This is a genomic window from Flavitalea antarctica (genome assembly GCF_054461535.1).
The window spans coordinates 1-560 of the sequence record NZ_JBTLQG010000098.1; the positions used below are offsets into that span (position 1 = coordinate 1).

Annotated in this window: 1 protein-coding gene; it reads right to left on the minus strand. The window is 50.7% G+C overall.

Annotated features, from left to right (window positions below):
• Positions 1–560: aromatic amino acid lyase (locus tag ACX0G7_RS27345; protein WP_458926726.1), on the minus strand; the 560-nt coding region annotated here is incomplete at both ends.

Genomic DNA, 560 nt, shown 5'->3' on the forward strand with positions numbered 1-560 from the left:
GTCATCAGCGCCGCATTGCAACCCATGCTCACGATATCCTGGTTGTCGTTGTTGTTGGGGATCGAGTGTACATACATCGGGAAGGATAGCGTCTGGTTCTCGGCCACGGTACTGGTGGCCGTAAACTGTACCCCCTGCATCCCGAAGTTGAATCCAAGTACCCCAAGGTTCATAAAAGGCGGAAACTTCTGGTTCAGTTTGTCATTGAGCAGATAGTTCAGTTGTCGTTCGCTCAGCATCGATAGTTTGGTGATCGCAATCTTGAGTTTGTCCATCTCCAGGGAGATATAGTCCCCGTGGAAATTGCCCCCATGAAAAATGTTGTGACTCACATGATCCACCACCGGGTTATCGTTCACCGAATTGAGTTCATCCACCACCGTTTGTTCGGCGTGCAGGATCGTGTCATACACCGGCCCCAGCACCTGCGTTACACAACGAAGCGAATAATACTCCTGCACCTTGTCTGCAAACACTTCCTGGTTGATGTTTTCAGGAACATACAAATGCTCCGAACGGCTGCGGATCATCCCGCTGTCGCTCAGTATCGACCGCATCAT